This is a genomic window from Streptomyces sp. S063 (assembly GCF_002832675.1).
GTDB lineage: Bacteria > Actinomycetota > Actinomycetes > Streptomycetales > Streptomycetaceae > Streptomyces > Streptomyces sindenensis.
This window is the reverse complement of sequence record NZ_CP021707.1, coordinates 5,587,756-5,613,616: the sequence shown is the minus strand read 5'-3', so window position 1 is coordinate 5,613,616 and position 25,861 is coordinate 5,587,756. Positions and strand designations below refer to the sequence as shown.

Annotated in this window: 21 protein-coding genes and 1 pseudogene; 4 read left to right on the top strand and 18 right to left on the bottom strand. The window is 71.9% G+C overall.

Translation table 11 applies throughout. The features are described 5' to 3' along the window. Positions 1-13: 13 nt before the first annotated feature. The 14 genes and pseudogenes from CCZ36_RS25935 to CCZ36_RS25875 form a co-directional block, all read right to left on the bottom strand. Positions 14-994, bottom strand: coding sequence for an ABC transporter permease (locus CCZ36_RS25935; RefSeq protein ID WP_010056387.1), 981 nt, complete (start codon positions 992-994; stop codon positions 14-16). Then, entirely contained in the window at positions 991-2,115 is a 1,125-nt protein-coding gene (locus tag CCZ36_RS25930; RefSeq protein ID WP_069741790.1) for an ABC transporter ATP-binding protein, read from the bottom strand. Before CCZ36_RS25930 ends, CCZ36_RS25935 begins: the two co-directional genes overlap by 4 nt. A gap of 42 nt (positions 2,116-2,157) precedes the next feature. After that, a complete protein-coding gene (locus tag CCZ36_RS25925) occupies positions 2,158-3,834 on the bottom strand; it encodes an ABC transporter substrate-binding protein (RefSeq protein ID WP_069739168.1) in 1,677 nt (558 codons plus the stop codon). Between the two features lie 86 nt (positions 3,835-3,920). Continuing rightward, positions 3,921-4,895 (bottom strand): LacI family DNA-binding transcriptional regulator, encoded by a 975-nt coding sequence (locus CCZ36_RS25920; RefSeq protein WP_069739169.1) that lies wholly within the window; start codon positions 4,893-4,895, stop codon positions 3,921-3,923. A gap of 288 nt (positions 4,896-5,183) precedes the next feature. Then, entirely contained in the window at positions 5,184-6,791 is a 1,608-nt protein-coding gene (gene cimA / locus CCZ36_RS25915; RefSeq protein WP_069739170.1) for a citramalate synthase, read from the bottom strand. A gap of 307 nt (positions 6,792-7,098) precedes the next feature. Then, the gene (locus CCZ36_RS25910) at positions 7,099-7,713 is read right to left on the bottom strand and encodes a TetR/AcrR family transcriptional regulator (protein ID WP_069741792.1); all 615 of its coding nucleotides are present in this window, start codon (positions 7,711-7,713) and stop codon (positions 7,099-7,101) included. Beyond that, positions 7,710-8,753 carry an agmatine deiminase family protein gene (locus CCZ36_RS25905; RefSeq protein ID WP_069739172.1) on the bottom strand — a complete coding sequence of 348 codons (1,044 nt, stop codon included), beginning with the start codon at positions 8,751-8,753 and terminating at the stop codon, positions 7,710-7,712. Before CCZ36_RS25905 ends, CCZ36_RS25910 begins: the two co-directional genes overlap by 4 nt. A gap of 162 nt (positions 8,754-8,915) precedes the next feature. Continuing rightward, positions 8,916-10,019, bottom strand: coding sequence for a branched-chain amino acid aminotransferase (locus CCZ36_RS25900; RefSeq protein WP_069739173.1), 1,104 nt, complete (start codon positions 10,017-10,019; stop codon positions 8,916-8,918). 255 nt (positions 10,020-10,274) lie between these two features. Next, positions 10,275-11,314 (bottom strand): annotated as a pseudogene (locus CCZ36_RS25895) (3-isopropylmalate dehydrogenase). A gap of 124 nt (positions 11,315-11,438) precedes the next feature. Then, positions 11,439-11,567, bottom strand: a complete 129-nt coding sequence (locus tag CCZ36_RS36455; RefSeq protein ID WP_010056400.1) for a hypothetical protein — start codon at positions 11,565-11,567, stop codon at positions 11,439-11,441. 367 nt (positions 11,568-11,934) lie between these two features. Next, on the bottom strand, positions 11,935-12,483 hold the full coding sequence (locus CCZ36_RS25890) for a GNAT family N-acetyltransferase (protein WP_128818673.1): 549 nt from the start codon (positions 12,481-12,483) through the stop codon (positions 11,935-11,937). A gap of 140 nt (positions 12,484-12,623) precedes the next feature. After that, positions 12,624-13,691: a S1 family peptidase gene (locus tag CCZ36_RS25885; RefSeq protein WP_128818672.1), complete on the bottom strand. Its 1,068-nt coding sequence runs from the start codon at positions 13,689-13,691 to the stop codon at positions 12,624-12,626. Between the two features lie 248 nt (positions 13,692-13,939). Continuing rightward, entirely contained in the window at positions 13,940-15,571 is a 1,632-nt protein-coding gene (pruA, locus tag CCZ36_RS25880) for an L-glutamate gamma-semialdehyde dehydrogenase (protein WP_128818671.1), read from the bottom strand. A gap of 53 nt (positions 15,572-15,624) precedes the next feature. After that, the gene (locus CCZ36_RS25875) at positions 15,625-16,551 is read right to left on the bottom strand and encodes a proline dehydrogenase family protein (RefSeq protein ID WP_069739178.1); all 927 of its coding nucleotides are present in this window, start codon (positions 16,549-16,551) and stop codon (positions 15,625-15,627) included. Positions 16,552-16,742: 191 nt separating this feature from the next. On the opposite strand from CCZ36_RS25875, the gene CCZ36_RS25870 reads away from it, so the two are divergent. Next, entirely contained in the window at positions 16,743-17,891 is a 1,149-nt protein-coding gene (locus CCZ36_RS25870) for a PucR family transcriptional regulator (RefSeq protein ID WP_128818670.1), read from the top strand. On the opposite strand, the gene CCZ36_RS25865 is transcribed toward CCZ36_RS25870, so the two are convergent. Next, positions 17,888-19,396 (bottom strand): purine-cytosine permease family protein, encoded by a 1,509-nt coding sequence (locus tag CCZ36_RS25865; protein WP_128818669.1) that lies wholly within the window; start codon positions 19,394-19,396, stop codon positions 17,888-17,890. The two genes, CCZ36_RS25870 and CCZ36_RS25865, sit on opposite strands and share 4 nt — an antisense overlap. A 67-nt stretch (positions 19,397-19,463) precedes the next feature. Here CCZ36_RS25865 and CCZ36_RS25860 point away from each other — a divergent pair, with 67 nt between their 5' ends. Together CCZ36_RS25860 and CCZ36_RS25855 are read left to right on the top strand one after the other, a co-directional pair. Beyond that, positions 19,464-20,099: a TetR/AcrR family transcriptional regulator gene (locus CCZ36_RS25860; protein ID WP_128818668.1), complete on the top strand. Its 636-nt coding sequence runs from the start codon at positions 19,464-19,466 to the stop codon at positions 20,097-20,099. A 129-nt stretch (positions 20,100-20,228) separates the two neighbouring features. Then, positions 20,229-21,851 (top strand): amidohydrolase, encoded by a 1,623-nt coding sequence (locus tag CCZ36_RS25855; protein WP_128818667.1) that lies wholly within the window; start codon positions 20,229-20,231, stop codon positions 21,849-21,851. A gap of 29 nt (positions 21,852-21,880) precedes the next feature. Here the strand turns inward: CCZ36_RS25855 and CCZ36_RS25850 are convergent, their stop codons facing one another. Beyond that, the gene (locus tag CCZ36_RS25850) at positions 21,881-22,663 is read right to left on the bottom strand and encodes an isoprenyl transferase (RefSeq protein WP_069738410.1); all 783 of its coding nucleotides are present in this window, start codon (positions 22,661-22,663) and stop codon (positions 21,881-21,883) included. 280 nt (positions 22,664-22,943) lie between these two features. On the opposite strand from CCZ36_RS25850, the gene CCZ36_RS25845 reads away from it, so the two are divergent. Next, complete coding sequence (locus CCZ36_RS25845; RefSeq protein WP_069738409.1) at positions 22,944-24,650, top strand: ATP-binding SpoIIE family protein phosphatase; 1,707 nt, start codon at positions 22,944-22,946, stop codon at positions 24,648-24,650. Here the strand turns inward: CCZ36_RS25845 and CCZ36_RS25840 are convergent. Beyond that, a complete protein-coding gene (locus CCZ36_RS25840; protein WP_069741804.1) occupies positions 24,604-25,131 on the bottom strand; it encodes a hypothetical protein in 528 nt (175 codons plus the stop codon). The genes CCZ36_RS25845 and CCZ36_RS25840 overlap by 47 nt on opposite strands. Then, positions 25,128-25,826, bottom strand: a complete 699-nt coding sequence (locus CCZ36_RS25835; RefSeq protein WP_069738407.1) for a hypothetical protein — start codon at positions 25,824-25,826, stop codon at positions 25,128-25,130. Before CCZ36_RS25835 ends, CCZ36_RS25840 begins: the two co-directional genes overlap by 4 nt. Positions 25,827-25,861 lie beyond the last annotated feature (35 nt).

The following is a 25,861-nucleotide window of genomic DNA, read 5'->3' as shown; positions in this document are numbered from 1 at the left end:
TGGTGGGCACGGGCTACGCCTCCTTCCGGGTACGGGGGTCGAGGGCGGCGTAGACGAGGTCGGCGAGCAGGTTCGCGGCGAGGACGGAGAGCGTGATGATGAGGAACACGCCCTGCATCAGGGGGTAGTCCTTGGCGCCGACCGCCTGGAGCAGCTGGAAGCCGATGCCCGGGTAGGTGAAGACCATCTCGACGAGCAGGGTGCCGCCGACGATGAAGCCGAGGGAGAGGGCGAAACCGGAGATGTTGGGGAGGACCGCGTTGCGGGCCGCGTAGCCGAACATCACGCGCCGCTCGGAGAGCCCCTTGGCCTGGGCGACCATCACGTAGTCCTCGGAGGAGACGGTGACCATCATGTTCCGCATGCCGAGGATCCAGCCGGCGACCGCGCTGAGGACGATCGTCACACCGGGCAGGACCGCGTGGTAGAGGGCGCTGGAGATGAACGGCCAGTCGAAGGCGGGGACGAGCGCGTTGTCGTAGCCGCCGGAGTTGGGGAACAGCGCCCACTTCTCGGCGAACACGGCGATGGCGACGAGACCCAGCCAGAAGTACGGGATGGAGGAGATGAAGGTGGTGACGGGCAGCAGTCCGTCCAGCCAGGAGCCGCGCTTCCAGCCGCTGTAGACGCCGATGCCGGTGCCGAGGACGAAGCTGATGAGCGTGGTGGTGCCGACGAGGGCCAGGGTCCAGGGCAGGGACTGGCCGATGACCTCGCTGACCGGGGTGGGGAAGAAGGTGAAGGAGAGGCCGAGGTCGCCGTCGAGGAGGTGGGCCCAGTAGTCGGTGTACTGCTGCCACATCGACTGCTGCTCGTCGAGGCCGAAGAGGGCCTTGAGCGAGTCGATGGCCTTGGTGTCGAGCTGCCCCTGGTAGCGACTGAGGAGGGCCTGTACGGGGTCGCCCGGCATGAGCCGGGGGATGAGGAAGTTGATGGTGATCGCGGCCCACGCGGTGACGGCGTAGAACGCGAGGCGCTGGAGGAGGTACTTCACCGGGTGGCCTCCTTCGCGGCGCGGGGGCTCGCTGCCGCTGGGCCGGCTGCGCCCGGGGGGTGCGACGCCCCGCCCTCGTACAGCCAGCAGGCCGCCCACTGCCCCTCGGGCAGGTCGAAGCGCGGCGGCAGTTCGGTGCGGCAGCGCTCCATCGCCTGCGGGCAGCGGGGGTGGAAGCGGCAGCCGGCGGGCGGGGTGATCAGGGAGGGCGGTTCGCCGGTGCCGGCCTCCTCCTGTTCCTCGTCGGCGACGATCCGGTCCGGGTCGGGCGCGGAGGCGATCAGCAGCTGGGTGTAGGGGTGGGCGGGGTGCTGGGTGACGCGTTCGCTGCCGCCGCCCTCGACGATCCGGCCCGCGTACATGACGAGGGTGGTGTCGGCGAAGTAGCGGGCCGAGGCGATGTCGTGGGTGATGTAGAGGATCGCCAGGTGGAGGCGTTCCTTGAGGTCGCGCAGGAGGTTGAGGACGCCGAGCCGGATCGAGACGTCGAGCATCGAGACGGGTTCGTCGGCCAGCAGTACCTGCGGGTCGGCGCCGAGCGCCCGGGCGATGGCGACGCGCTGGCGCTGCCCGCCCGAGAGTTCGTGCGGGAACTTGTCCAGGAACTGCTGCGGCGGGGTCAGCTGGACCCGGTCGAGCAGGGCGGCCAGGTTCTCCTCCAGCTCCGCCTCCCCGCTGCCCGCCCGGCCGTGGATCTTCAGGGCGCGGGTCAGGTGGTAGCGCACGGTGTGCACCGGGTTCAGCGAGGCGAAGGGGTCCTGGAAGATCAGCTGGACCCGGCGGACGTAACGGCGGAAGGACCGGCCACGACCGGCGACCACCGGCTCGCCGCCCAGCCGTATCTCGCCCGAGGTGAGCGGATGGAGCTGGGCGAGCAGGCGGGCGACGGTGGACTTGCCCGAGCCGGACTCCCCCACCAGAGCCGTGACGGTGCCGCGTCTCAGCCGGAGCGAGACGTCGTCGACGGCGTGGACGCTGCGGCGTTCGCGGGCGAACAGGTCGCGGGCGGTGCGGCGCAGGGGAAAGTGTTTGGTGACTCCGCGCGCTTCCAGCACCACGTCGGTGCCGGTGGGCGCGGGCTCGGAGCCGGTCCGCGCGTGCTCGGGCTGATCGCTGGTCATGGCCGGTTTCCCGTCTTCTTCCCGTCCGGTCTTTCCCCGTGCCTACTTGGAGGAGGGCTTGAGGTTGAGCACGATCTCCAGCGCGGTCCGCTGGGTGTGCTGCGGCGGGGCGTAGGGGTCGGCCTCGGTGGGCCAGCCGATCCAGTTCTTCGTGGAGTACTCGGCCCCGATGGGCGCGGCGGCCGTCGGGATCATGGGGGCCTGCTCGACGAAGATCCTCTGGAGGGTGTTGAGGGCCTTGGTGCGGGCGGCGTCGGTGGTGGCGCCCGCGTACTCCTTGAGCGCGGCGGTCGCCTCGGCGTTCTTGAAGCGGCCGAAGTTGCCCGCCTGGGAGCTCTTGCCGATGGGCTGGACGATCGCCCCGTCCATGATGTTCTGGTACATGTCGTAGGGGGTGGCGCCGCTGTTGGTCCAGTGCAGGGTGGCGTCGAAGTTGCCGTTGGCCACGTCGGTGCCCCAGGCCTCGGCGGTCTGGGTCTTGACCTTGGCCTCGATGCCGAGTTCCTTGATGTTGTCCTTGATGATCGCGAGCCCGGTGATGTAGTCGTTCCAGCCGGCCGGGTCGGTGAGGGTGAGGGTGACCGGCTTGCCGCCGGGGTCCTTGAGCACCCCGCCGCTGAGCTTGAATCCGGCCTCGGCGAGCAGCTTCTTGGCGCCGGCGACGTCGGGCTTGGTGGTGGCGTTCTCGTACTCGGGGGCGAGGAAGGGCTCACCGGCGGGGAGCGGGATGCCGGTGGGGTTGGTGATCTCCGGGTAGAGCGTGGCCTGGGCCTGGACGTGGATGGCCTTGCGGTCGACGACCATCGCCATGGCCCGGCGCAGGGCCGGGTTGTCGAAGGGCTTGCGGGTGGTGTTGAACCACAGTCCGTGGACGCCGAGGCCCGAGGGGAACCAGAGGTGGTGGTTCTTGGGGTCCTTGTCGAGGAACAGTTGCTTGTGGTTCGGCATGAAGACGAAGGACCACTCCATCTTGCCGGTGGCCAGGGCGGTGGTGGCGGCGCTGTTGTCGTTGTAGGCGGTGTAGCGCAGTTCCTTGACCTTGGTCTCGCCGTTCCAGTAGGTCGGCGTGGCGGTCAGAGTGGTGGTCTGCGGGGTGAACGTCTTGAGCTTGTACGGTCCGGAGCCGACCGGCGTGCGGTTGGGCCAGGTCTCCGGGTTGTCGACCTTCTCCCAGATGTGCTTGGGCACGATGAAGGTCTGGATGATCTTGTTCTGGTTGACGAACTGCGACTCCTGGAAAGTCAGCACGACCTGCTTGCCCTTGACGGCGACCCCGTCGAAGGGGACGCCGTCCCCGTTGAGCGCCGGGTGCTTCTTCAGCAGATTGAAGGTGAACTCGACGTCGGCGGCGGTCAGGGGCTTGCCGTCGGCCCACGTGGCCCGCTCGTCCAGTGTGAAGGTGACCTTGGTGAAGTTGTCCTCCCAGGTCCACTCGGTGGCGAGCCAGGGGTCGGCCTTCTCGGTGGGCCGGATCATGTTCGTCATCGCCAGCGGCTCGTAGATCATGTGCCGGTAGCCGAGGACCGCCCCGGCCGAGGTCGTCAGGAACGGGTTGCTGTTGTTCGTCTGCGGCCCGTCCGGTTTGCCGAGGGTCAGTACACCGGCGGCCCCGCCGCCCTTCTTGGCACCCGAGTTGGCGTTCGAGCAACCGGCGGCGAGCGCCACCACGACGGTGGCTGCGGCGACCGCTCTGAGAGTGGTGCGACGGCGTACGGACATGGCGACTCCAGGAAGGGGCTGCCGGGTCTGGGAGATCCCGGCGGGCGGAAGGTGCGAGGCGGGGCGCGGCCGGGCGGCCGGGTCCGTCACGGCGCCGAGTGGCGCACGACCAGTTCGGTGGGCAGCACGGCCGGTCCGTCGGGTACGGGCGTGCCGGCGAGGTGGGAGAGCAGCATCCGGGCCGCCGTCTCGCCCATGCGGCGGGTGGGCTGGCGCACGGTGGTCAGCGGTGGTTCGGTGTGTTCGGCCATCGGGATGTCGTCGAAGCCGACGACGGCGATGTCGTCCGGGACCCGGCGGCCGGCGGCCCGCAGGGCGCGGAGCACGCCCGCGGCGCTGATGTCGTTGTGCGCGAAGACGGAGTCGAACGTGACGTCCCGCGCGAGGAGTTCCTCGACGGCGAGCCGGCCGCCGCGTTCGGTGAAGTCCCCTTCGACGACCAGATCGGTGGGCAGGACGGAACGGAAGCCGTCCAGCCGGTCCCGTACGCAGCCGAAGTGCTGGGGGCCGGTCAGGACCAGGGGCCGGGTGCGTCCGGCGGCGTGCAGGTGGCGGGCCGCGGACGCGCCTCCCTCGTGGTTGGTGGTCACGACGGAGGGGAACTCGGGGTGGTGGCCGCGGTCGTCGATGAGCACGATCGGCAGGCCGTCGCGGTGCAGTTCGGTGAGGTGGCCGAGGGTGTTCTCGGGTTCCACGACGACGAGCCCGTCGAAGGCGCGCGCGGACACCTGGCTGGTGAAGCGCTGGACGGACTCGGCCCCGCGGTTGCAGGTGAACAGCAGCAGCCCGTAGTCGGCGGCCTCGACGGTGTCGACGACGCCCTGGAGCAGTTCGCCCATCCACGGCCAGGTCAGCGAGGGCACGAGCATCCCGACCGTACGGCTGGAGCCGCGGGCGAGACCGACGGCACCGGAGCTGGGTACGTAGCCGAGCTGTGCGATCACTTCACGAACACGGGCGGCCGTGGTCCGGTCCACCTCGCCCTTGGTGTTGATGACCCGGGACACGGTCGTCTTGCTGACGCCGGCCTCACGGGCGACATCGGCGATGGTGACGCGCATCCGGTCCTCCAGGGGGCCAGGCGGGGCGGAAGAGGGCAGGCGGGGGCAGGGCGCGGGCAGGCATGGGGAGAGGTGCTCCGGTACCGGTTCCGGAACCGGTACCGGCGTTGCGGCGTGAGTTAACCGCGCCGATACAGGGCCGTCAATACTTCACGTCGAGATTGGGCGGGTCTCGTCTGCGGGGCGGACAGGCGGCGTTGTGTGTTCATTTGTTGAATGCTCCTGGAACGTCACAGAGCCGCCGCCCGGTACCGGGCGGCGGCTCTGTGACGAAGGGTCCGTGGTGGGCTACTCGGTGGGCTCCACGCCCGCGCGCAGCAGTCCGTAGGTGTACGCGTCCTCCAGGGCCTGCCAGGAGGCGGCGATGACGTTCTCGGCGACCCCCACGGTCGCCCAGTCGCCGGTGCCGTCGCCCGTGGTGATGAGGACGCGGGTGGTGGACTCGGTGCCGGTGCGGCCCTCCAGGATGCGGACCTTGTAGTCGATCAGCTCCAGCTTGGCGAGCTGCGGGTAGATCCGCTCCAGGGCGACGCGCAGCGCCCGGTCCAGGGCGTTGACCGGGCCGTTGCCCTCAGCGGTGGCGACGATGCGCTCGCCCTTGGCCCAGAGCTTGACCGTGGCCTCGTTGGCGTGGGTGCCGTCCGGGCGGTCCTCGACGATCGCCCGCCATGACTCGGTACGGAAGTAGCGGCGGGCCCGGCCCTCGACCTCGCCGCGCAGCAGGAGTTCGAAGGAGGCGTCGGCGGCCTCGTAGGTGTAGCCCTGGAGTTCGCGCTCCTTGACCCGCTCCACGACCCGGCCGACCAGGGCGCGGTCGTCGCCGAGGTCGATGCCGAGCTCCTTGCCCTTCAGTTCGATGGAGGCGCGGCCCGCCATGTCGGAGACCAGCATCCGCATGGTGTTGCCGACCAGCTCGGGGTCGATGTGCTGGTACAGGTCCGGGTCGACCTTGATCGCGGAGGCGTGCAGCCCGGCCTTGTGGGCGAAGGCCGAGACACCCACGTACGGCTGGTGGGTGGAGGGGGTGAGGTTGACGACCTCGGCGATGGCGTGGGAGATCCGGGTCATCTCGGCGAGCGCGCCCTCGGGCAGCACCTTCATGCCGTACTTGAGTTCCAGGGCGGCGACGACCGGGAAGAGGTTGGCGTTGCCGACCCGTTCGCCGTAGCCGTTGGCCGTGCACTGGACGTGGGTGGCGCCCGCGTCGACGGCGGCCAGGGTGTTGGCGACGGCGCAGCCGGTGTCGTCCTGGGCGTGGATGCCGAGCCGGGCGCCGGTGTCGGCGATGACGGTGGCGACGACGGCCTGGACCTGGGCGGGGAGCATGCCGCCGTTGGTGTCGCAGAGGATGACGACCTCGGCGCCCGCCTCGTGCGCGGTACGGACCACGGACTTGGCGTACTCGGCGTTGGCCCGGTAGCCGTCGAAGAAGTGCTCGCAGTCCACGAAGACCCGGCGGCCCTGTTCTCGCAGGTGGGAGACGGTGTCGCGGACCATCTCCAGGTTCTCCTCCAGGGTGGTGCGCAGGGCCAGTTCCACATGGCGGTCGTGGGACTTGGCCACCAGGGTGATCACCGGGGCGCCGGAGTTCAGGAGCGCTTTGACCTGCGGGTCGTCGGCCGCGTTGCCACCGGCCCTGCGGGTCGCGCCGAACGCCACGAGTTGGGCGTTCTCGAAGGTGATCTCCTTCTGGGCGCGGGCGAAGAACTCCGTGTCGCGGGGGTTGGCCCCCGGCCAGCCGCCCTCGATGTACCCCACACCGAAGGTGTCCAGATGACGGGCGATGGTCAGCTTGTCGGCGACCGTCAGGTTGATGCCCTCACGCTGAGCACCGTCGCGCAGTGTGGTGTCGAAGACATGGAAACTGTCGTCGGTGGCGTTGGCCTTGGTGGTCATGCTGATCTGGCTCCTGTCGGATGAGTGGATCCGGACGATCGAGTTCCACTTGCCCCCATCATCCCGCTCGCCTCGTTCCGACCCGGATGCGGGCCGAAAAACAAAAAACCCCTCGCGGGTGCGAGAGGTCTGCGCGCGGGTCTGGGGCACGGTGGCCGTGCCGTACGGGGTGGTACGGAACGGTCACTGCGGACCGGCGCGCCTGCTGCCAATAATCATGACGAACGAGGACACGGCATCAGTCTGGCACAGCATCCGCTCCGTGACGGCGGTGTCTCAGAATGCGGTCGTGACGCTGCTCGCATCCTCACGTGGCGCCCGGTGACAGCGTCTCGTCCAGGAACTCCGCCGCCTGTACGAGCACCTGCTCGCGGCCCGTCCCCGGGATCCCGACCGTGACGTGGACGCTGAACCCGTCCAGGAGCGCCCGCAGCCGGGCGGCGAACCGGTCGGCGTCCACCGGCCGGAATTCCCCGCGCGAGACCCCCTCGGCGAGCAGCGCCACCAGGTCGCGGTGCCAGGCCCCCTCGATGGCGGCCTGCCGGGCGCGGGCGTCGTCGTCGGCGTTCTGCGAGCGGCCCCAGACCTCCAGCCAGAGCGTCCAGTGGGGGTCGCGGTGTCCGGCGGGGAGGTAGAGGCCGATGTACGCGTCCAGCCGTTCGCGGGCGCTCCCGGGCCGGGCGAGCAGGGCGCGGCGCTCGGCCCCGAGGCGGTCCTCGCTCCACTCCAGGGTCCGCAGCAGCAGTTCGTCCTTGGTGCGGAAGTAGTAGAGCAGGTGTCCGCTGCTCATCCCCACGTCCCGCCCGAGCCCGGCCATGGTCAGCCCGTCGAGCCCACGCTCGGCGATGGCGGCCATGGCGGCGGCGAGGACGTCCTCGCGGGGCGGGGCGGCGTGGTGGGTGCGACGGGGGGCGGGGGTCATGGGTTCGTTCGTACCTTCGGCTGCTGCTGGGTGACGCAGTGGATGCCTCCACCGCCGGCGAAGATCGTACGGGCGTCGACGAGGGTCACCGTACGGTCCGGGAAGAGGCCCCGGAAAATCGCGGCGGCCTGCTCGTCGCGCGGGTCGTCGAAGGCGCAGAGGACCACGCCGTCGTTGCAGAGGTAGTGGTTGATGTAGGAGTAGTCGACCCACTCGCCGTCCTCGTCGCGCAGCACGGTGGGCGCGGCCACCTCGACGACCTCCAGGGCGCGGCCCCTGGCGTCGGTGGCGGCGCGCAGGACGGCCAGCAGCTCCCGGGTGACCTCGTGGTCGGGGTGGGCCGGGTCGGGCTGGACATGGGCGAGGACGGTGCCGGGGCGGGCGAAGGCGGCGACGATGTCGACATGGCCGAGCGTGCCGTACGTCCCGTAGTCGCCGGTCAGCCCCCGGGGCAGCCAGATCGCCTTCTCGGTGCCGAGGCGGGCGTGGATCTCGGCCTCGACCTGCTCCTTGGTCCAGCCGGGGTTGCGCTCCTTGCCGAGCTGGACGGTCTCGGTGAGCAGGACGGTGCCTTCCCCGTCGACGTGGATCGCGCCGCCCTCGTTGACGAGCGGGGAGCTGTGGGCGGGGGTCCCGGTCAGCTCGGCGACGGCCCGGGCGATGTGCTGGTCGCTCTCCCAGCGGGCCCAGCCCTGGGCGCCCCAGCCGTTGAACGTCCAGTCGACGGCGGCGAGGGTGCGGCCGTCGGTGACGAAGGTGGGGCCGATGTCCCGCATCCAGGCGTCGTCGAGCGGCCGTACGACCAGTTCGACGTCGGGCCCGAGCAGTGCCGCCGCCCCCTCCTCCTGCCCCGGCCCGACGACCACCGTGACCGGCTCGAAGCGGCGTACGGCCCGGGCGACGGCGGCCCAGGCGCGGCGGGCCTCGGCCAGCTCGGCGTCGGAGCCGAAGGTGGGGTTGGGCCCCGGCCAGGCCATCCAGGTCCGCTCGTGCGGGGCCCACTCGGGAGGCATGCGGAAGAGGGCGGGGGCGGTCGGCATGGAGACTCCTGGAACGAGGGTTTAGAGCAGCACTCTAACCGCCAGTGCATGATGTCCGAAAGGCCCTCTGATTCGCGATTAGAGCAACGCTCAATGTGCCGGGTACGGAAAAGGCCGCACCGGCCGCGGAGCCGGTGCGGCCTTTCGGGGCCGCGGAAGCTCTCAGCCGAGCGGGTGCATCCAGCCGTGGGCGTCCTCGACGACACCGCGCTGGATGTCGAGGAGGCGCTCCCGCAGCTTCATGGTCACCTCGCCGGGCTCACCGCCGCTCTGGGTCCACTCGCCGCCCTCGGACTTCACCAGGCCGACGGGGGTGATGACGGCGGCGGTGCCGCAGGCGAAGACCTCCAGGAGGGTGCCGTTCGCGGTGTCGTCGCGCCACTGGTCGATGGAGATCCGGCCTTCCTCGGAGCCGTAACCGAGGTCGCGGGCGACCTTGAGGAGGGAGTCGCGGGTGACGCCGGCGAGCAGCGAGCCGGTGAGGGACGGGGTGACGATCTTCTTCGAGCCGTCCTCCTGGCCGTACACGAAGTAGAGGTTCATGCCGCCGAGCTCCTCGACCCACTTGTGCTCGACCGCGTCGAGGTAGGCGACCTGGGCGCAGCCGTGCTCGGCGGCCTCGGCCTGGGCGAGGAGGGAGGCGGCGTAGTTGCCGCCGGTCTTGGCGTCGCCCATGCCGCCGGGGACGGCGCGGACGCGGTTCTCGGAGAGCCAGATGGAGACCGGCTTCACGCCGCCGGGGAAGTAGGCGCCGGCGGGCGAGGCGATGACCAGGAAGAGGTACTCGTTGGCCGGCTTCACGCCGAGGCCGACCTCGGTGGCGATCATGAACGGGCGCAGGTAGAGGGACTCCTCGCCGCCGTGGGCCGGGACCCACGCCTTGTCCTGCTGGACCAGCGCGTCGCACGCCGCGATGAACGTCTCGACGGGCAGCTCGGGCATGGCGAGCCGGGCGGCCGAGCGCTGGAAGCGGCGGGCGTTGGCATCGGGGCGGAAGGAGGCGACCGTGCCGTCGGGCTGGCGGTAGGCCTTGAGCCCCTCGAAGATCTCCTGCGCGTAGTGCAGGGTCATGTTGGCCGGGTCCAGCGACAGCGGGCCGTAGGGGACCAGCTGGGCGTCGTGCCAGCCGCGGCCCTCGGTCCAGCGGATCGTCACCATGTGATCGGTGAAGTGCCGGCCGAATCCGGGGCTGGCCAGGATCGCCGCGCGCTCCGCGTCGGACAGCGGGTTCGAGGAGGGCTTGAGCTCGATCGTGGGCGTCGTCATGAGTGCGTGTCCTTCACCGGTCTTGTGTGTGATGGACCGCGCTCACGCCACCTCGGCCCGACGCTTTCCGGTCAGGTCCTAGGACGTCCGAGCTTCACCGCGAGCCACGGCCCCGCGTTCGATTATCACTTGCGGGGGGCCGTGCACGAAATGGTGTGAATGCGGTCCAGAGGTCGATGGTGGCACCCGGAGGCCGCACAGGTGAAGCCGCCGGGCGCTGATGCGACCCGGCGGCTTCGAAGGGGAGTCGTCGGGTCAGCTCGCTACGCGTACCGCGAGGGCGTCGCCGATCTCGTCGGTCGTACGCGTGACCCCGTCGCGCTCCGCGAGATCGGCGGAGACGGCGTCCTCGATGCGCGCGGCCTCGGTGTCGTAGCCGAGGTGACGCAGCAGGAGGGCGACGGAGAGGATCGTGGCGGTCGGGTCGGCCTTGCCCTGCCCCGCGATGTCGGGGGCGGAGCCGTGGACCGGCTCGAACATCGACGGGAACGCGCCCGTCGGGTTGATGTTGCCGGAGGCGGCCAGGCCGATTCCGCCGGTCACGGCGGCGGCCAGGTCGGTGAGGATGTCGCCGAACAGATTGTCGGTGACGATGACGTCGAAGCGCTCCGGCTGGGTGACGAAGAAGATCGTCGCCGCGTCGACGTGCAGATAGTCGGTGCTGACCTGCGGATACTCGGCGGCGACCCGGTCGAAGGTGTTCTTCCACAGGTGGCCGGCGTAGACGAGGACGTTGTTCTTGTGGACCAGCGTCAGCTTCTTGCGGGGCCGGGCGGCCGCCCGCTCGAAGGCGTCCCGGACCACGCGCTCGACGCCGTACGCCGTGTTGACGCTGACCTCGGTGGCGACCTCGGCGGGGTGCCGGTGCGCAGCGAGCCGCCGTTGCCCGTGTACGGGCCCTCGGTGCCCTCGCGGACGACGACGAAATCGATGTCGGGGCGACCGGCGAGCGGGGTCGCGGTGTTCGGGAAGAGCTTGGAGGGGCGCAGGTTGATGAAGTGGTCGAAGGCGAAACGCAGCTTCAGCAGCAGCCCGCGCTCCAGGACACCCGACGGCACGGACGGGTCGCCGATCGCGCCGAGCAGGATGGCGTCGTGGTTCCTGAGGGCCTCCAGCTCCGCGTCCGGGAGGGTGTCGCCGGTGCGGTGCCAGCGCTGGGCGCCGAGGTCGTACTCCTTGGTCTCCAGCTTCACATCCTGCGGGAGGACAGCGTTGAGGACCTTGAGGCCCTGGGCCACGACTTCCTGGCCGATTCCGTCACCGGGGATCACTGCGAGATCGATGCTGCGAGACATGCCGGGAGCCTAACGGTGCGTCCCACCCCATGACATCCGACGTCCACGATGTGGACGCACGCAAGGATGCTCGGGGTGGGGTGGGTGGAGCGGCAAAAGGGCGGATACGGCTGCGGACGGCGGCTCAGTGGCCGGTCTCGCCGCCGTTGTCGCGGCGGTCCAGGGCGCGCTGGAGGGCGGCGGCCGCGTTGCGGCGCTCGGCCTCGGCCTGGCGGGAGGTGTGACGGACGCGGCGGACAGTGGTCTCGGCCATGATGGATCGACTCCTTGAGATTCCTGAGATCGCGTGGCACCGGCGCGGGCGGCACAGCGCCGCGCGGTGGTGGGAAACGGGATCGGATTTCGAGGTGCCGGAAGGGGCGGGGAGCGTACGCGGCAGGGGTTACCTGCTCCGGGCGTGCGCCACCATCCGCCGGTCGCTCGATCGAGCGATGCGTTCGGCTTCTACCAAGTTAGGACAGTCGGGCCGTCCTGTCTCCACAGTTAGTCGGACTTCCTACTATCTGAGACGGCCTCTTGGATCGGTGCAGGTCACAGCCGTGGAGGCAGTCCGTCCGCGAGCCGCCCGGCGGCCCGGGGCAGCCGGAGCGACCCCTAGCAGCCCGGAGAGGCCCGTCGGCTCAGAGGAGGTCGCCGTTCCGCCAGTCGAAGGCCAACGGGAGGGCGGGCCCGGGCAGGGAATGTCCGGCCGCCGGGCGGACATAGGTGCTGCCCTCCTCCTCCGGGAGCGGGAGGGGGCCGTCCGGGCCGAGGGCGGTGAGCCGGCCCGGCCAGATCTGCCAGCCGCGCGCGGCGTACAGGGCCGCTCCGGCGGCGGAGGCGGAGAGGGCCCCGAAGTCGTGGGCCGCGTCGATGACGTGCTCCAGGGCGGCCATGACCCGGTGGCCGAGGCCACCCCGCCGGTGGCCGGCGCGGACGGCGACGCCCTCGACGTAACCGACCCGGTAGGAACGGTCCGCGTGCAGGACCCGGCGCTGGACGACGGAGCCGTGGGCGAGCAGCAGGCCGTCCGCGTCCCGGATCAGGGCGTGGACGCCGCCGAGGGCGTGGTCCCAGTCCTCGTCGGCGAAGTCGCCGTCGAAGGCGGCGTCGAGCAGCTCGCGGATCTCCGCGCGCTCGGCGGCGGTCAGTTCGAAAGTGGGGGCGGTGCGCACGGTGGGCTCGGTCATGGGCCCCATCCTCGCGCCCGGGCGGCACGGACCGCACGCGGATAAGCCCGCCCGGACCGCGGCGATCGGCGGTCCGGGCGGGCCGGGAAAGCGGTGACGGGCGGCGGCTCGACCGGCCGTCACGCCGTAGGGGGCGTGGCTCAGTACACCGTCACGCCGTACGCCGAGAGCGCCTCGGTGACCGGCTGGTGGATGGCCGAGCCCGCGGTGCCCGAGCAGCCGGAGCTGCCGGAGTGGATGCCGAGGGCCACGGATCCGGCGAAGTGCGCGCCGCCGCTGTCGCCGCCGGCCGAGCAGGCGGTGGTGCGGACCATGTTGTAGACGGGCCCGTCGCCGTAGTTGACGGTGACGTTGACGGCGGTGACCGTGCCGGAGGTCAGCTTGGTCGTGGAGCCGCTCTTCTGGATCGCCTGGCCGACCACGGCGTTGGCGGCGGAGGTGATGTCACGGGTCGAGCCGTTGTAGAGGTCGACGGTTCCGGCGGGCGAGGAGCCGTCGGTGTAGCGGACGATGCCGTAGTCGTTGGTCGGGAAGCTGGTGCCCTCCCGGACGCCGATGACCGGGCCGCCGGAGCCGGCCGACCAGTTGGCGGAGATGTTGGTGCAGTGCCCGGCGGTCACGAAGTAGCGGGCCCCGCCCTTGGTGACGTTGAAGGCGGCCGAGCAGCGGCTGCCGCCGCCGTAGATCGCGCCGCCGCCCAGCACCTCACGGCGGAACTCCCCGGGGACGCGCTTGATGTCGACCGCACCGCCGAGCCGTTCGGCGACGGCTTCGAGACGGGCCATGTCCCGGGCGGAGACCGAGGAGTCGGCCTCGACGGCGACCCGGTTACTGCGCGGGTCGATACCCCAGGAGGTGCCGGTGATCTTGGCCTCGGCCTCCAGGGTCTCCATGGCGGCATCGAGCTGGGCGGCGCTGCGGGCCACCCGGCGGACGGTGGCGCCGGCCGCGCGGGCCTGCTCCTCGGCCCGGTCGGTGGTGACGGTGACGACCAGCTTCCCGGTCTTCGCGTCGAGGTAGGTTCCGGCGGTGGCGGCGCCGAGGGAACGTTCCACCTTGGCGTCGAGGGCGTACGCGGAGGGGGCGGGGATCGCCGAGGGGGCGGCGGCTGGGGTGCCGGCGGCGGTGGAGGGGGCGGCTCCGAGGCCGAGGGCGCCGGCGACGAGCAGCAGGGAAACGCCGAGGCGCGCGCGGGAGTTGCGTCTCATGGGGGGACTCCTTCTGAGGTGACGTGTGGGGACGTACCGAGAAGGAATTTGACATGCCCATTACTTAAACCACAAGACCGCGTGACCCGGGGGCCGTTGGGGTCCCGCACGAGCGGACGCCGAGTGGCCCCCGCACATGGAAACCGCCCCCCGGCCGGCAGGGGGGCCGGTCGGGGGGCGGTGCTCTGAGGGGGTCCTGGGGAAGACCCCGGGTCCGGGGCGCCGTGCTGCGGCGCCCCGGGAGGGCGTCAGCCCTGGTGGGGGTAGATGTAGTCGGTCGGCGGGACCAGCGTCTCCTTGATGGCCCGGGTCAGGGTCCAGCGCTGGAGGTTCTGCGGGGCGCCCGCCTTGTCGTTGGTGCCGGAGGCACGGCCGCCGCCGAAGGGCTGCTGGCCGACGACGGCGCCGGTCGACTTGTCGTTGATGTAGAAGTTGCCCGCGGCGTAGCGGAGCTTGTCCATCGTGTACGCGGCGGCCGCGCGGTCGCCCGCGATGACCGAGCCGGTCAGCGCGTAGTCGGAGACCGACTCCATCTGCTCCAGCATGGCGTCGTAGTTCTCGTCCTCGTAGACGTGGATCGCGAGGATCGGGCCGAAGTACTCGGTCGTGAAGACCTCGTTCTCGGGGTCGGTGCACACGATGACGGTCGGGCGGACGAAGTAGCCCACCGAGTCGTCGTAGGTGCCGCCCGCGATGACCGTGCAGGTCGGGTCGGACTTGGCGCGGTCGATCGCGGCCTTGTTCTTGGCGAACGAGCGGTCGTCGATGACGGCCCCGATGAAGTTCGTCAGGTCGGTGACGTCACCCATCTTGATGGAGTCGACCTCGGCCGCGAACTCCTCCTTGAAACCGGAGTTCCAGATCGAGGCGGGGACGTACGCCCGCGAGGACGCGGAGCACTTCTGGCCCTGGAACTCGAAGGAGCCGCGGGTCAGCGCGGTCTTCAGGACGGCGCGGTCGGCGCTGGGGTGCGCGACGACGAAGTCCTTGCCGCCGGTCTCGCCGACGAGCCGCGGGTAGGTGCGGTAGTTGGCGATGTTGTTGCCGACCGTCTTCCACAGGTGCTGGAAGGTGGGGGTCGAGCCGGTGAAGTGGATACCGGCCAGGTCGCGGTGGTTCAGCGCCACCTCGGAGACGGCGATGCCGTCACCGGTGACCAGGTTGATGACGCCCTTGGGCAGCCCGGCCTCCTCCAGGAGCTGCATCAGCAGCACGGCGGCGTGGGTCTGCGTCGGGGACGGCTTCCACACCACGACGTTGCCCATGAGGGCGGGGGCGGTGGGCAGGTTGCCGGCGATGGCCGTGAAGTTGAACGGCGTGATCGCGTAGACGAAGCCCTCCAGCGGGCGGTGGTCCATGCGGTTCCACACGCCCGGGGAGTTGGCCGGGGGCTGCTCGGCGAGGATCTGGCGCGCGTAGTGCACGTTGAAGCGCCAGAAGTCGATGAGCTCGCAGGGGGTGTCGATCTCGGCCTGCTGGGCGGTCTTGGACTGGCCGAGCATGGTGGAGGCGGCCAGCGTCTCGCGCCAGGGGCCCGAGAGCAGCTCGGCGGCGCGCAGGATGATCGCGGCGCGGTCGTCGAAGGACATCGCACGCCAGGCCGGAGCGGCGGCGAGGGCCGCGTCGATGGCGTCCTGTGCGTCCTGCTCGGTGGCGCCGGCGAAGGTGCCGATGACGGCCTTGTGGTTGTGCGGCTGCACGACGTTGACCCGCTCGCCGCCGCCCATCCGCTTCTCGCCGCCGATGGTCATCGGCAGGTCGATCGGGTTGTCGCTGAGCTCCTTGAGCTTCATCTCCAGGCGGGCGCGCTCCGGGGAGCCGGGCGCATAGGAGTGGACCGGCTCGTTGACCGGCGCGGGGACCTGGGTGACGGCGTCCATGAGTGCCTTGTCTCCTTGATGTCGGCGGGGGTGTGGGTCAGCCCGGGGGCTGCTCAGCCCTTGGTGAGGATCGAGCGGCCGAAGAACAGCAGGTTGGCCGGCTTCTCCGCGAGGCGGCGCATGAAGTATCCGTACCAGTCGGTGCCGTACGCCGTGTAGACGCGCATCCGGTGGCCCTCGGCCGCGAGCCGGACGTGCTCGTCGCTGCGGATGCCGTACAGCATCTGGAACTCGTACTCGTCCAGTTTGCGCCCGGCCTGGCGGCCGAGCTCCTGGGCGATGGCGATGAGACGGGGATCGTGCGACCCGATCATCGGGTAGCCCTCGCCCTCCATCAGGATCCGGGTGATGCGGACGTACGCCTTGTCGATCTCGGCCTTGTCCTGGTACGCGACGGAGGCGGGCTCCTTGTAGGCGCCCTTCACGATGCGTACGCGGCTGCCCTCGGCGGCCAGGCGGCGGGCGTCGTCCTCGGTGCGGAACAGGTACGACTGGATGACGCAGCCGGTCTGCGGGAAGTCCTTCCGCAGCTCCTCGTGGATGGCGAACATCGAGTCGAGGGTGGTGTGGTCCTCGGCGTCCAGGGTGACCGTGGTGCCGATGGCGGCGGCGGCCTCGACGACCGGGCGGACGTTCGCGAGGGCCAGCTCGTGGCCGCCCTCCAGCGCTTGCCCGAACATCGACAGCTTCACGGACATCTCGGCGCGCGGGCCCAGGTCCAGGGCCTTCAGGCGCTCGATGAGCTCCAGGTAGGCGTCGCGGGCGGCCTCGGCCTGCGCGGGGGTCGTGATGTCCTCGCCGACGACGTCGAGCGTGACCTCCAGGCCCTTGTCCGCGGCGTCCTCGACGATCGGGACGACCTGGTCCACGGTCTCGCCGGCGATGAAGCGGTCGACGACCTGCTTGGTGCCGGGCGCGGCCGAGATGAACCGGCGCATCTTGTCGCTGCGCGATGCGGCGAGAATCACGGGACCCAGCACGGGGCACCTCCACGAATGTACGGACGAAAGGCCGTAACGGCACGAACACGAACGAACCGGTACGGCACGGATAACCACTGTGAAATCTAGGTACCCGGTGCGGGCTGTGCCATCGACACCTGTCACGCATCCGTGGTCGCCATCTCAGACATCTGTATGAGGAAGGTCGCGCGGAGGTGCAGAATGGCGGAGTGACAGGCGATTACCAGGAACTGGTCGACGAGATCTCGTCCCTCCTCGACGCCCCGGCCACCCTGGAGAACCGGGACTTCGGCCTGGTCGCCTTCGGAGCCCATGACAGCGACGACGACACGGCCATGGACCCGGTCCGCACCCGCTCGATCCTGACCCGACGCTCCACGCCCGCCGTCCGCGCCTGGTTCGAGGGGTTCGGCATCACCCGGGCCACCGGCCCCGTCCGGATCCCCGCCGCGCCCGAGGCCGGGGTGTTCCGGGACCGGATCTGTCTTCCGGTACGCCATCGGGGTGTCGTCCTCGGTTACGTCTGGCTGCTCGACACGGACCCGGGCCCGACCGGGGAGCAGCTCGCCGCCGCGATGGAGGTGGCCGCCCGGATCGGGGCGCTGCTCTTCGGCGAGGCGCGGGCGGGCGCGGACCTCTCGCGGGAGTTCGGCGCGGTGCTCACGGCGGGCCCCGGCCGGCAGCACGACACGGCCGTCGCCGCGCTGGGCGAGGCCCTGGGCCGGGACGCGGAGGGGCTGCACACGGTGGTGTGCGTGACGCCGTGGGCCGACGACACGCCGTCGGTACGGGGCGTGGCGTCGGCGGCCGCGCTGGCGACGGTCCCCGCGCCGGGGGCCGCCGGGCCGCTGTCGCTGGCCGCGCTCGTCCGGCTGCGCTCGCCGGACCGCCTGGACCCGGCCCTGAGCGCCGCGGACCGGTTGCGCACCGGCGCGGACCCGGCCGTCACCGGGGGGATCGCCACGCCGCGCCGGGGCCTGGACACGCTGACGGTCTCCTGGCGCGAGGCGACGGCGGCGGCCCGCACGGCCCGGGCCGAGCCCCGTCTGGGCCCGGTCGCCCAGTGGTCGGCGATCGGCCCGTACCGCCTGCTGACCGCGCTCCCCGGCACCGGCACGGACCCCGGGGACCCGGCCGTCGCCTCGCTGCTGACCCCGCTGCACCGGGAGCTGGCACACACGGCGGAGGTCTTCCTGGACTGCGCGGGCCAGGCGAGCCGGACGGCCGCCGCCCTGGGCATCCACCGCCAGACGCTGTACTACCGGCTCTCCCGGATCCAGCAGATCACCGGCCTCGACCTGAACGACGGGGAGGACCGACTGCTGCTGCACATGGCGGTGAAGCGGGCGCGGCTCTAGGCGGCGTCCCGGCCGGGGCGCGGGGCGTCCCGTCGCGGACGCGTCAGGAGCGCGTAGCACCCGGACGCGACGAGCATGCCCGCCGGAAGGGACAGGTCCACGCCGCCCAGTGCCGCCGCGACGGGTCCGGTGTAGACGGTGTCCACGCAGAGCGCCGCGGCGGTGACGCCCGCCGTGAGGGCAAGGGCACCGGGGATGTGGACGCCGCCCGTGTACCAGAACCGGCTGCCGCGGCTCTCGTCCGTCAGCGCGGGGCCGTCGTAACGGTTGCGGCGCAGCAGGATGTCGGTGGCGTAGAGGGCGGTGCTGGGGCCGAGCAGGACGACGGTGAGCTGGAGGACGTCGCTCATGGTGTCGAGCAGGTCGGAGACCAGCAGGGCGTACAGGGTCAGGGTGACCGCCGCGGCCCCGTCCACGAGCACGCTGTAGGAGCGCCGGATCCGCAGCCCCACGGCCTGGAGGGCGAGGCCCGCGCTGTAGGCGGTCAGGGCGTTGATGGCGATCGTGCCGAGGACCAGGGCCAGCAGGAAGGCGGCGGTGAACCAGCGGGGCAGGATCGATTCGAGCCCGGACTGCGGGTCGCTCATGTCCACCGCCGTGGCCGCCAGCGCGCCCAGCGAGCAGACGACGACGCTGGGCGCGAAGCCGCCGAGCGCGGTCCAGCCGACGACCGCCCGTTTCGATGTCGTACGGGGCAGATAGCGGGAGAAGTCGGCGCTGGTGGTGTACGACAGCGGGCCCGAGGCGATGAGCGCGAGACCGGCGGCGAGCGTGGCCCACAGGGCGGCCCCGCCCAGGGGTTCGGCGGGCCGGTAGGAGAGATCGGCGTGGCCGGACACGCTGAGGGCGACGACCGTGAAGGCGAGGGCCAGGACGAGCGTGATCGGCAGGTAGAGCTTCATGATCGCGGCGTGCCCCCAGACGCTGATGACCAGCGTGAGTGCGGCGATCACCACCACGACGGCGGCCGTCACCCCGTCGCCGGGGGCGATGCCCGCACGCTCGACGAGCGCGGTGGCGGCGCTCGCGGCGGCGGCCAGGTTGAGGGCGAAGTAGCAGACGGAGATCGCCCAGCCGACGACCGCGTTGTTGACCCGGTTGCCGCGCACGCCGTAGATCGCCCGGGTGATCACCTCGCTCGGGGTGCCCGAGGCCGGTCCGGAGATCGCGAGGACGCCCGTGAGCAGCCAGAACAGATTGCCGACCACGATCACCGCGAGCGCCTGCGCCAGGGTCAGACCGAGCAGGACGAGCACCCCGCCGGCCAGCAGGCTCAGGTAGTTGACGGTGGCGGCCGCCCAGACGGCGAACAGTTCACGCGGCCGTCCGCGCCGGTCGGCGTCGGGGATGTGGTCGATGCCGTGGGCCTCGATGCGGGGCACCGTGCGCTCCGGGGCGGGAAGGCCTGCCGCCGGGCGCGGGGTTCCCGCCGCGGGAGCGGCTTCCTCCGGGGCGTACGCGGTGTCGTGCCGGCCCGGTACCGGGTCGGGAATCGTGGACGCCATGGGCCCTCCGAGTGCTGTCGTACCCACCTGCTTGCTTATTGGTCGCACACTCAATAACGTTCACGGCATGTCGTCAAGCGTTCAGCGCCCCCGTGTTCGGAAAAGCCCTGCCGCCCGGCGTGCGGAGATCGTCGACGCGGCCGCCGCCGTCGCCCTCGCCGAGGGGCTGGAGTGCGTGACCCTGCGCCGGATCGGCGACGACCTCGGCGTCCGGCCCGGGCTGATCAGCCACTACTTCCCGTCCGCCGAGGAGCTGGTGGCCGAGGCCTTCGGCAGTGCGGCGAGCGGTGAGCTGGACGCGCTGCTGCCCGAGGGTCCGCCGGACATCTCCCCGGTGCGGCGGCTGGCGGGCTTCCTCGGCCGCACGTCGGGCGAGGCGTACGACGCGATCAGCCGGCTCTGGATCAACGCCCGTCACCTCAGCCGCTACCGGCCCGCCCTGCGGGACCGGGTGGCCGAACAGGAGGCCGCCTGGCGCGGACGCCTGGAGGGCCTGATCCGGGAGGGCGTAAAGCGTGGCGAGTTCCGCACCCCGGACCCGTCGGTGACGACCGTCCAGATCCTGGTCGTGCTGGACGGGCTCGGCGCCCACGCCAACACCGACACGAGCGGGCGGCCTGCCGCGGTGGCCCGGATGGCGCACACCACGGCGGAGCGCGAACTGGGCCTGACGGAGGGCACCTTGAGCACCTCCGGCAGCTGAGAGCCCGCACCTGGCCGCGTCCTCACCCGGCCGCCCACGCCTGGCGCCCGCGCCCGACGCCTTTCGCCGACCGCCTTGTCACCGACCGGCCTGTTTTCCCACCTGCCGACCGAACGCCCTGGAGCCACCGTGCGTACCTCTCTCGTCCTCCTCTCCGCCCGACTGCTCGACCCGGCCACGGGCCGGTTCCTGCCGGAGACCGCGCTCGCCGTGTCCGGCGGGCGGATTGCCGCGCTGGGTGGCGACCGGGAGATCCGGGGACTGGCCGATGCCTCGACCACGGTGATCGACCTCAAGGGCGCGGTGGTCACCCCGGGCCTGGTCGACGGGCATCTCCACCCGGTCTCGGGGGCCGAACTGACGCATGGACTCGACCTCTCCGGCTGTACGGACCTGGCGGGGGTGCGCGAAGCCCTCGCGGGCGAGGTGCGGCGGCTGGCCCCGGGCGCGTGGCTGCACGCCTGGGGTCTGGACCCGAACGCCTTCGGCGACGCGCCGGTGGAGTCCGCCGCCCTCTCCCCCGTGCTCGACGGCGTACCGGCCCTGCTCCAGCTCTTCGACGCCCACTCGATGCTGGCCAGCCCGCGCGCGCTGGAGCTGGCGGGGGTGGACGGCCCCCGGACGTTCGACCAGGCCGCCGAAGTGGTCTGCGACGCGGCGGGGCGGCCGACCGGGCTGCTGCTGGAGGACGCCGCCTGCGAACTCGTCGAGCGGGCCGCGCCCCGGCCCACCCGTGAGGAGAGCCGCGACCGGCTGGTCGCCGCCCTGCGCTCGATGGCCGCCGCCGGGCTCACCGGCGGCCACGCCATGGACGCGAACGGGGACAGCCTCGCCCTGTACGCCGAGCTGGACGCGGCGGGCGACCTGCCGCTGCGGCTGCGGGTCGCGCCCTGGTGCCAGCCCGGTGCGGACGCGGACGCGGTACGGGAGCTGATCGGGCAGCAGGGTACGGGCGGGACCCTGTGGCGGACGGCGGGCGTCAAGCTGTTCATGGACGGCACGATCGACAACGGCACCGCCTGGCTGGAGCGCCCCGACTGCCACGGCGAGTCGACCCACGCCTTCTGGCCCGACCCCGAGGTCTACACCCGGGTCATCGGGGAGCTGCACCGCGCCGGGGTGCCCACCGCCACCCACGCGATCGGGGACGCCGCCGTACGCCACGCCCTGGACTCGGTGGCGACGGCCCGGACCGCCGAAGGCCCTGCCGTACGCCACCGGATCGAGCACATCGAGACGGTGCCCGACGACACCGTGGCCCGGTTCGCGGAGCTGGGCGTGGTGGCCTCCATGCAGCCCACGCACTGCTGCGACTTCACCCGGGCCGACCACACCGACAACTGGTCGCGGCGGCTCGGCGAGGAGCGCGCCTCCCGGGCCTGGCGCTGCCGCGACCTGTGGGACGCGGGCGCACGGGTGGTCCTCGGCTCCGACTGGCCGATCGCTCCCTTCCCGCCGCTGGGCGTCATGGCGGGCGCCCGCCACCGCCGCCCCGGCCGCGACCTCACCCAGCCGCCGCACGGCCCCGGCCAGGCGCTCACCGCTCTCGAAGCGCTCCAGGGCATGACGGTCAACGCCGCCTGGGCGGCGGGCGACGAGCACGAGGCCGGGCGGCTCGCCGTGGGCTGCCGCGCCGACTTCACGGTCTTCGCGGACAGCCCGCTGACCACGCCGGCCGTCGAGCTGCCGGGCCTGCCGGTGCTGCTCACGGTCGTCGACGGCCGCCCCACCCACCGCGACGCGGCGCTCTGAGCGCACCTCACGCGCCGGAGCGCCGGGCGCTACTTGCCGAAGCGGCGTTCCCGGCTGGCGTACGAGCGCAGCGCGCGCAGGAAGTCCACGTGCCGGAACGCCGGCCAGTAACAGTCCACCCAGTGCATCTCGGCGTACGCGGACTGCCAGAGCAGGAAGCCGGACAGGCGCTGCTCCCCGGAGGTGCGGATGATGAAGTCGGTGTGGTCGGCCACGGGTGAGTAGAGGTGGCGGGAGATGTCGTCGATCCCGAACCGGGCGACCAGCTCGGCGGGGTCGCCGCCGGCCGCGATGTGCTCCTCGAAGGCGCTCTTCACGGCGTCGACGATCTCGCGCCGGCCGCCGTAGCCGACCGCCACGTCCACCTTGAGGCCGCCGCGCCCGGCCGTGGCGGCGGTGGCCTCCTTGAGCACCCGGGCGCTGGTGCCGGGCAGCATGTCGAGCGAGCCGATCGCCCGGACCTCCCAGTCCCGGCCCTCGGCCGTGATGTCCCGGACGGTCTCCTCGATGACCTCGATCAGCGGCCCCAGCTCCTCGGCCGGGCGGCCCAGGTTGTCGTCGGAGAGCATGAAGAGGGTCACGTGCTCGATCCCGGCGGCCGTGCACCAGCCCAGGAACGTGGTCACCTTGGCACCGCCCGCACGGTAGCCCTCCCGGACATCCGTGTGCCCGGCCTTGCGGGCCCAGCGCCGATTGCCGTCGACCATGATCCCGACGTGCTGGGGGCGCGGCAGGCCCACCAGGGTGGCGGCGAGCCGACGTTCGTACACCGCTTCGATGGGCCTTCGGAGGAACAGGGGGAGCAGCTTCATGAACCCTCTCCAGCACGGGACACCGGCACGGGACAGCGGATGTCGACGGACCTTATCAGCGGCTGCGGAGCGTGGCCCGGGTCCGTCCCGGACCGGGGCTTCCGGAGGCCGGACCGGCTCAGTGCGGGCACAATCGAAGTGCTGATCAGAATGCCCCCTGCGCGAAAAGGGGTACCACGTGGACCACCGTCCCGGCCGGCCCGGCACACCGCTCGCTGCCGCACTCGACCGGCTGCCCGTTCCACGGATCCTCCGGCGGGCCGTGGGCGCGGCCAGGGCCATGAGCGGCACCCGCCGCCTGGAATGGCTCAACGCGGCGGGCGACCACATCGGTACCACGCTCGACCTGGACCGGACCGCCCAGGAGCTGGCGGACTACGCCGTACCGGAGCTGGCCGACGCGACCGCGGTCGACCTGCTGGAATCCATCCTGTGCGGAGGCGAGGGGGAACGGAGCGGATCGTCCGATGCGCCCCTGACCCGGGCCATGGCCGTGGCACACATCGACGAGCTCAGGAACCTGGAACCGGACCCGGTGGGGGAGCTCACCACCTCCCACCCCTCCAAAGTGGCCCACCAGTGCCTGACCACGCGCCGACCGGCACTGGTGCGGCGCATCGCACCGGAACAGTACGAGTACATCGCCCCCACCTCGCACGCCGCCCTCGTCCTGCGCCGCGCGGGAGTGCACAGCTACCTGGCCCTGCCCCTCGTCTCCCGGGGTGTCCTCCTGGGACTCGTCGACTTCCTCCGGTCCGGGGACCGGCCGCCGTTCTCGCACGCCGACGTGGCCCTGGCGTGCGAGCTGGCGGCGAAGGCCGCGGTGTTCGTGGACAACGCCCGCCTGTACGGGCGTGAGCGCGCGGCCGTCGTCAAGCTGCAACGCGCCCTGCTCCCCCGCGCCGCCCCCTCCACGCCGGGCCTCCAGGTCGTGTCGAGCTACCGGCCCGCCGTCGACCCCGGCGGCGTGGGCGGCGACTGGTTCGACGTGGTGGCCCTGCCGAGCGGACGCAGCGCCCTCGTCGTGGGGGACGTGATGGGCCATGGACTGGCGGCCGCGGCGACCATGGGCCGGCTGCGCTCCGTCGCCCGTACGCTCCTGGGTCTGGACATCTCACCGGAACGCGTACTGGCCCGGCTCGACCTGGCCGCCCGCGACCTGGAGGAGGACCAGGTCGCCACCTGCCTGTGCGCCGTCTACGACCACGCCGAGCGGACGTACCGGCTGGCCAGCGCGGGTCACCTGCCGCCCTTGATGATCGACGCCGCCGGCCGTGCCGCCTTCCTGGACGTGCCCCCGGGCGCCCCCCTCGGCTCGGGGGTCATCCCCTACGACGAGGTGACGGCCAAGGTGCCGGAGGGCAGCCGCATCGTGATGTACACCGACGGGCTGATCAAGAACCGGCACGAGGACGTCGATGTCCGGCTGGAACGCCTGCGCGCGTCGGTCGACGGCCCGCCGGCCACTCTGGCGGACAGCTGCGAGGCGATGTGGACCGGGACCGAAAGCTGCGGTGGCGGGCGTTTCGACGACGCCGTCATGCTCGTGGCGGAGACCCTGGCGCAGCCCGACGCCGAAGTGGTCGTCTGGTCGCTCCCGGACGACGGGTCGGCCGCCGGGGCGGCACGCCGTCTGGTCCGCGCCCAGCTGGAACGCTGGTCGCTCTCCGAGCTGATGGACGTCACCGAGCTGGTCGTGAGCGAACTCGTCGGCAACGCCCTCCGCTACGGCGGTGGGCCGAGCGGGCTGCGCCTGCTGCGCCACGACCGGCTGTGCGTCGAGGTCTCGGACATCGGGCCGGATCTGCCCCAGATCCAGCACGCCCCCCTCAGCGCCGAGGGCGGCCGCGGTCTCCAACTGATCAACATGCTCTGCCGCCGGTGGGGCTCCTGCCGGACACCGGAGGGAAAGGTCGTCTGGGCGGAGCAGGATCTGCCCGCTACGACGGCGCACTCTCATCGCTCGCCGCCACAGCCCGGTCGCTGACCAGAGCCGCCAGCACGGGTGGCTGGTCACCGTCGCTCCGCCCGAGCGTCAGGGCGAGCCGACGGCCGGCGGCGCCCACCGGGCCCCACACCATCAGGTCCCCGTACAGGTCCTGCCGGAACAGGGCGTCGAACAGCTGGTCCACCGCCGAGCCGCCCTGCCACCGGAGCAACGGCACATGCAGGGGGACCTCGGTGTGCGGGCCCCAGCGGTGACCCAGCTCCGCCGCGAGGGACCTCAGCCGGGCCTCCGCCGCCTCCTCCGCGTCGCTCCACTCGGGGGCGTACACACCGGTCATCGGATCGCCCTCCCAGAGCGGGACGATACGGAAGCCGGGCCCCTGGGTGGCGGTCCACTCGCCGGTCGCCGGGTCGCCCAGCGCGGTCGTGGGGCCGGTGGGCGGCAGGGGGACGGTGAGGAGTTCCTCGACCTCGGTCAACGCCCGGCCGAGGTCGAAGGGCTCCCCCGCCCGCGAGGTCACAGCACCGCCCGGTCCATCGGGCGGGGCAGCGGCGCCAGGGCCCCCGCCTCACGGAGCCGTTCGTACACCCGCACCACGGTCGCGCTGTCGCCCGGGGCCGCGATGCTCAGCAACTCCCCACCGCCGGGGAGCGGTTCGCGGACGGTCTCCAGGTCGTCGGGGACGAGGGCGGCGCGGGCCGGGGAGAGGTAGCCGGTGCGTCCGACGACGGGGTCGCCGACGGAGTAGTCGGCGTCGTCCTCCAGCGCGTCCAGCACGTCGTCGTCGCTCACATCGCCGAAGTCCGGCTCCCACACCCGGGCGAGGAGGGTGAGCAGAGCCTCCTCGGGCACCACTGCCTCGTCCGGGGCGTGCAGGATGATCGCGAGCGACTGGAGCAGGAACTCCGGCGCGCCCCCGGCCAGTCCGCTGACCTCGGCCTGCCAGCCGGCCGCGCCGGTCCCGACGAGCCGCAGCCCGGTCCCGGTGAGGTCCGACCAGTCGGTCGCGCTCTGGGCGGCACGGAGCGCGCCGAGCAGGGCGTCCCGGTCGGCGGTGAAGGCGGTGGCGGGTCCGTTCCCGTGGACCTGACTCCAGACGTCGGCCGCCTGCGGGACCAGCTCGGCGATCCCGTCGAGGGTCCGCAGCCATCTGTCGGCCACCGCCTCGACCGGCTCCGGCCGGGGACCCCAGAAGCCCCGCACTACACGTCGCATGCTCGTCTCTCCTCCGTCGCCCTGCCCGCTGCACG

What these genes read in the sequence shown, in the direction of transcription:
- CCZ36_RS25930 (WP_069741790.1), bottom strand. Translation starts at nt 2,115, where the DNA reads ATGACCAGCGATCAGCCCGAGCACGCGCGGACCGGCTCCGAGCCCGCG.
- CCZ36_RS25925 (WP_069739168.1), bottom strand. Translation starts at nt 3,834, where the DNA reads ATGTCCGTACGCCGTCGCACCACTCTCAGAGCGGTCGCCGCAGCCACC.
- CCZ36_RS25920 (WP_069739169.1), bottom strand. Translation starts at nt 4,895, where the DNA reads ATGCGCGTCACCATCGCCGATGTCGCCCGTGAGGCCGGCGTCAGCAAG.
- cimA (WP_069739170.1), bottom strand. Translation starts at nt 6,791, where the DNA reads ATGACCACCAAGGCCAACGCCACCGACGACAGTTTCCATGTCTTCGAC.
- CCZ36_RS25910 (WP_069741792.1), bottom strand. Translation starts at nt 7,713, where the DNA reads ATGACCCCCGCCCCCCGTCGCACCCACCACGCCGCCCCGCCCCGCGAG.
- CCZ36_RS25905 (WP_069739172.1), bottom strand. Translation starts at nt 8,753, where the DNA reads ATGCCGACCGCCCCCGCCCTCTTCCGCATGCCTCCCGAGTGGGCCCCG.
- CCZ36_RS25900 (WP_069739173.1), bottom strand. Translation starts at nt 10,019, where the DNA reads ATGACGACGCCCACGATCGAGCTCAAGCCCTCCTCGAACCCGCTGTCC.
- CCZ36_RS36455 (WP_010056400.1), bottom strand. Translation starts at nt 11,567, where the DNA reads ATGGCCGAGACCACTGTCCGCCGCGTCCGTCACACCTCCCGCCAGGCC.
- CCZ36_RS25890 (WP_128818673.1), bottom strand. Translation starts at nt 12,483, where the DNA reads ATGACCGAGCCCACCGTGCGCACCGCCCCCACTTTCGAACTGACCGCC.
- CCZ36_RS25885 (WP_128818672.1), bottom strand. Translation starts at nt 13,691, where the DNA reads ATGAGACGCAACTCCCGCGCGCGCCTCGGCGTTTCCCTGCTGCTCGTC.
- pruA (WP_128818671.1), bottom strand. Translation starts at nt 15,571, where the DNA reads ATGGACGCCGTCACCCAGGTCCCCGCGCCGGTCAACGAGCCGGTCCAC.
- CCZ36_RS25865 (WP_128818669.1), bottom strand. Translation starts at nt 19,396, where the DNA reads ATGGCGTCCACGATTCCCGACCCGGTACCGGGCCGGCACGACACCGCG.
- CCZ36_RS25860 (WP_128818668.1), top strand. Translation starts at nt 19,464, where the DNA reads ATGTCGTCAAGCGTTCAGCGCCCCCGTGTTCGGAAAAGCCCTGCCGCC.
- CCZ36_RS25850 (WP_069738410.1), bottom strand. Translation starts at nt 22,663, where the DNA reads ATGAAGCTGCTCCCCCTGTTCCTCCGAAGGCCCATCGAAGCGGTGTAC.
- CCZ36_RS25845 (WP_069738409.1), top strand. Translation starts at nt 22,944, where the DNA reads ATGAGCGGCACCCGCCGCCTGGAATGGCTCAACGCGGCGGGCGACCAC.
- CCZ36_RS25835 (WP_069738407.1), bottom strand. Translation starts at nt 25,826, where the DNA reads ATGCGACGTGTAGTGCGGGGCTTCTGGGGTCCCCGGCCGGAGCCGGTC.